This window comes from Bartonella sp. MM97QHHN, from assembly GCF_042194285.1.
Classification (GTDB): Bacteria; Pseudomonadota; Alphaproteobacteria; order Rhizobiales; family Rhizobiaceae; genus Bartonella.
This window is the reverse complement of record NZ_JBHIMS010000038.1, coordinates 1-3380: the sequence shown is the minus strand read 5'-3', so window position 1 is coordinate 3380 and position 3380 is coordinate 1. Positions and strand designations below refer to the sequence as shown.

Annotated in this window: 5 protein-coding genes and 1 pseudogene; 2 read left to right on the top strand and 4 right to left on the bottom strand. The window is 34.5% G+C overall.

The annotated features are described in order from the left end of the window. Positions 1–269, bottom strand: a pseudogene (locus tag ACFIJW_RS02090) (hypothetical protein); the annotation flags it as partial. Positions 270–344: 75 nt separating this feature from the next. Between ACFIJW_RS02090 and ACFIJW_RS02085 the strand changes: the two are divergent. Then, positions 345–1325, top strand: coding sequence for a hypothetical protein (locus ACFIJW_RS02085; RefSeq protein ID WP_375633130.1), 981 nt, complete (start codon positions 345–347; stop codon positions 1323–1325). Here the strand turns inward: ACFIJW_RS02085 and ACFIJW_RS02080 are convergent. From ACFIJW_RS02080 to ACFIJW_RS02070, 3 genes are read right to left on the bottom strand one after another with little or no spacing between them, the layout of a single operon-like run. After that, positions 1315–1992: a hypothetical protein gene (locus tag ACFIJW_RS02080; RefSeq protein ID WP_375613781.1), complete on the bottom strand. Its 678-nt coding sequence runs from the start codon at positions 1990–1992 to the stop codon at positions 1315–1317. The two genes, ACFIJW_RS02085 and ACFIJW_RS02080, sit on opposite strands and share 11 nt — an antisense overlap. A gap of 10 nt (positions 1993–2002) precedes the next feature. After that, on the bottom strand, positions 2003–2485 hold the full coding sequence (locus tag ACFIJW_RS02075) for a hypothetical protein (protein ID WP_375633129.1): 483 nt from the start codon (positions 2483–2485) through the stop codon (positions 2003–2005). A 10-nt stretch (positions 2486–2495) separates the two neighbouring features. Further along, positions 2496–2747, bottom strand: a complete 252-nt coding sequence (locus ACFIJW_RS02070) for a helix-turn-helix domain-containing protein (protein WP_375612601.1) — start codon at positions 2745–2747, stop codon at positions 2496–2498. 91 nt (positions 2748–2838) lie between these two features. Here ACFIJW_RS02070 and ACFIJW_RS02065 point away from each other — a divergent pair, with 91 nt between their 5' ends. After that, a complete protein-coding gene (locus tag ACFIJW_RS02065) occupies positions 2839–3141 on the top strand; it encodes a helix-turn-helix domain-containing protein (protein WP_100128398.1) in 303 nt (100 codons plus the stop codon). Positions 3142–3380 lie beyond the last annotated feature (239 nt).

Below are 3380 nucleotides of genomic sequence, written 5' to 3'. Positions count from 1 at the left end.
GCCGTTAACGTTGCTAACAAACCACCGTAAACATGCGCTGCATCTGTACCTTTATGACGCCTCACCTCTTCAAAATACACCGCGTCAATTTGACCTGCTGTCTGCTTTATTTCTGATAGCCATTGTTTAAAACGCAAATAACGCATTCCACCGCCTTCAAAACGGCGCGATTGAAAATTCACGGTACCACTGAATATGTCACCCTCGGCATTGCGAAACGCCCACCCCGTTTTGGTACCTAGATCAAAACAAAGAATCGTGTTATTCACCGCGCCTCTCCATACAAAATGTGTTTTATAAGGTTGTTTTTTTCTGAAAATGAAGAAAAGAAGGGTGTAAGAAGTATGCAAGCGATTTTAAATTGGATAGAACAGCATCCTGTATTATTTTCTGCGTTTTCTGTTTTATTTTCTGCACTTTCTTCGGTTGGTGCTTTATTATCCGCAATTTTTGCTTTTCTTTCTATTAAACAGACATTTAAATTAAGAGAAGAAGATCGAATAGAAGCTGCAAAATCAAGAGAAGAAGATCGCATAGAAGCTGCAAAATTGAGAAAGGAAGATCGAGAAAAAGATGAAAAATTGAGAAAGGAAGATCGAGAAAAAGATGAAAAATTAAGAGAAGAAGATCGCATAGAAGCTGCAAAATTGAGAAAGGAAGATCGAGAAAAAGATGAAAAATTAAGAGAAGAAGATCGAGAAAAATTTAAAACAGAATTAGCCAATGCCATGGACATAGCTAAATCAACTAGACAACAAGCGATATCAATGAAAAAGCTTGCCACAGTTCTGGAAAAACAATTAGAGATTTTAGAAGAAAAAAAGCTCCGTGTTACCACACACAGTTCATGGATAAGTGATAATCCTAATGATATCTTTCCAGTAATATATGTATCTTTAATCATTACAAATGCTACAAAACAAACAATTAAAATCAACTCTATCAGCATACAGGATAATAGCCTTTTTATCTTTATGTCCGCATGCTATCGTGAACTTTTGCCACAATCACTAGGAGCACTACATTACATCCATCCTCAACAGGAAAAACACTTATGCTTAAAGAAACCTCGAGTCGATCCACCCATACATAGCGATATTGATCCATTTAGCCTCAAACCTTCTGGTCTATTAGGACTAATTATTGGTGTTTTTCCTATAGACAGAAACTCAGAAATTCCTTTAATATTGACTATGGAGCACACTGCCGTAAATCCTTTAAATCCACCAGAAAAAGTGACTTTTTGCCCCGAATATTTTAATATTAAACCAAGTAATAAACTATCCGATCTGTTGTATTCCAAGCTGTTTCCATTCAATAAATAACCGTTTTCCAACATGATGAATAACGCTGTTGTTCCTCAGGGCTTTTTTCAGCCAACTCGGCCCATGTCATTGGCTTTGGTTTCATAAGAAGAAATGATAAATATTGTGCCCTATCCCATTTATTGGCTTCTGCAACTGTAACCGATTGTTTTGCCATAAACCATCTATTGAAATCTTCAATAATTTCAATTGCTTCATTCTTTTTCTGCTCATCCTTCATCAATTGTATTAGTATCTTTTGCGTTCTATCATCTTCTTCATTTACAATTGGGGCTTTTTCTACAAACTCTCTTACAAGCGCACGAACATCTTCAGACTCTTGAAGATTTTCATAAATATTTTCATATTCAGTCAAATATTCTTGCTCTTTAGATTTCTTCTGTTCAGATTCCAACAAACGTTCTTGCACTTCTTTTTGTAATTTTTGTAAATGTTGTATTTTCTCTTCATTTTCTGCTAGCTGTTCTTCCATCAATGCTTTTTGTGACGCTATTAACTCATTTTTTTCTGCTAGCTGTCCTTCCATCAACGCTTTTTGTGACGCTATTAACTCATCTCGTTCTTTTATCGCTTGTCTAAGCATTTTTATGTTTTTAAAATTGGTATAAACCGCATAACATGAACACAAATTAGCAATACAAGATATAATAAGTGCAATTAAGCCCATCCCTCTCTCCTCACTTACCCTTCTTCTTACTCTTCTTATTCTTATGAAGCGGCGCTTTTACTGCTTCATCACGCGGCTTAAGCTCTTGTGTTAGTCTTTGAATTTCCTCGTCGCGTGATTGCACATCTGCTTTTAGTGCCTGTATCTTTTCACTTTTCCGTGTAAACTCTTCTCGATACGCATCTATACTTTGTTTTAGTTCTTCAGTCTTTTGTTTCAGTTGTTTAATTTCCTCGTCACGTTCTTCAATCTCTTGCTTCAGTTGTTTAATTTCCTTGTCACGTTCTTCAAGATCCGCATCACATTCATCAATTGTCTGCTTGCTTTCCTTTAAATACCTAAACTCATTCTCTTTCATTTTTTTCTTAATATCTTGAACCTGCTCTTTAAGTGCTTTAACTTGATCGCGATAATGCAATGCAATACGAAACATCACTCCGCTTAAGAGCAAAACTGAAACCACTGCTATCCATAAAATTTCATTCGAACTCATCTTTATCTCCTTAATGCTGCAATCTATCGCCCGTCTGATCAACACCGCGACTTTTAGAAATTGAAGAAAAATTCTCTTGATACCAATCGCTAGGACTTATGTAATTATCAGTAACTTCTGCTATTTTTTGTATTATCCTAGGATGCGGAAATCGCTTCTTATTCACATAGCGTGCTATAGATGCTTGTGTAACACCTACCAAAATCGCAAACTCGGCATAAGTAATATTATTCTTTGATAAATACAGTTTTAGTTTAGACATTCCTCTTTTTACCATATTGGTATTATTAAGACAAGCATATTTTACCATATTGGCATTTGAAAGGATATTTTTTTTAATTAGGATAAGAATCATGAATAATTTGAAATTTTTCAGACAAAAAGTAGGTTTAACTTCAAAAGAATTAGCCGAATTGGTAGGGACTAGTCAGCCACAAATTTTTCGTTTAGAAAATGGACAACGAAAATTAACAAAGGAGTGGGCTGTACGTTTGGCGCCACACTTAAAAATTACCCCCAAACAACTGTTGTTTTCAGGAAATAAGCCTAATAGCTTAGATGAACAAATTGAAGATATGTTAGAGCATCTAAGCTACGATAATAAGGTTAAACTTCTTGATCTCCTTTCTTCATTTTATCAAGATAAAAAAGAATAAACTCTCTTTTTTCATCTTCTGTCAATTTATCCCATAGTTCTAATATTTGCGTATTAATTGACCATTTTTCATCCATTTTTTCTACTCTAAAAAAATATAAAATAAAAAAATAACCATTTTGGTATTGACTTTAAATTACCGTTTTGGTATCAAATATCCCATATCTTAGAAAATAACTTTTGCCAATAGGCAGTATGGAGGCATTTGTGAATAAACCAGTGTTTATAAATTCTGATGAA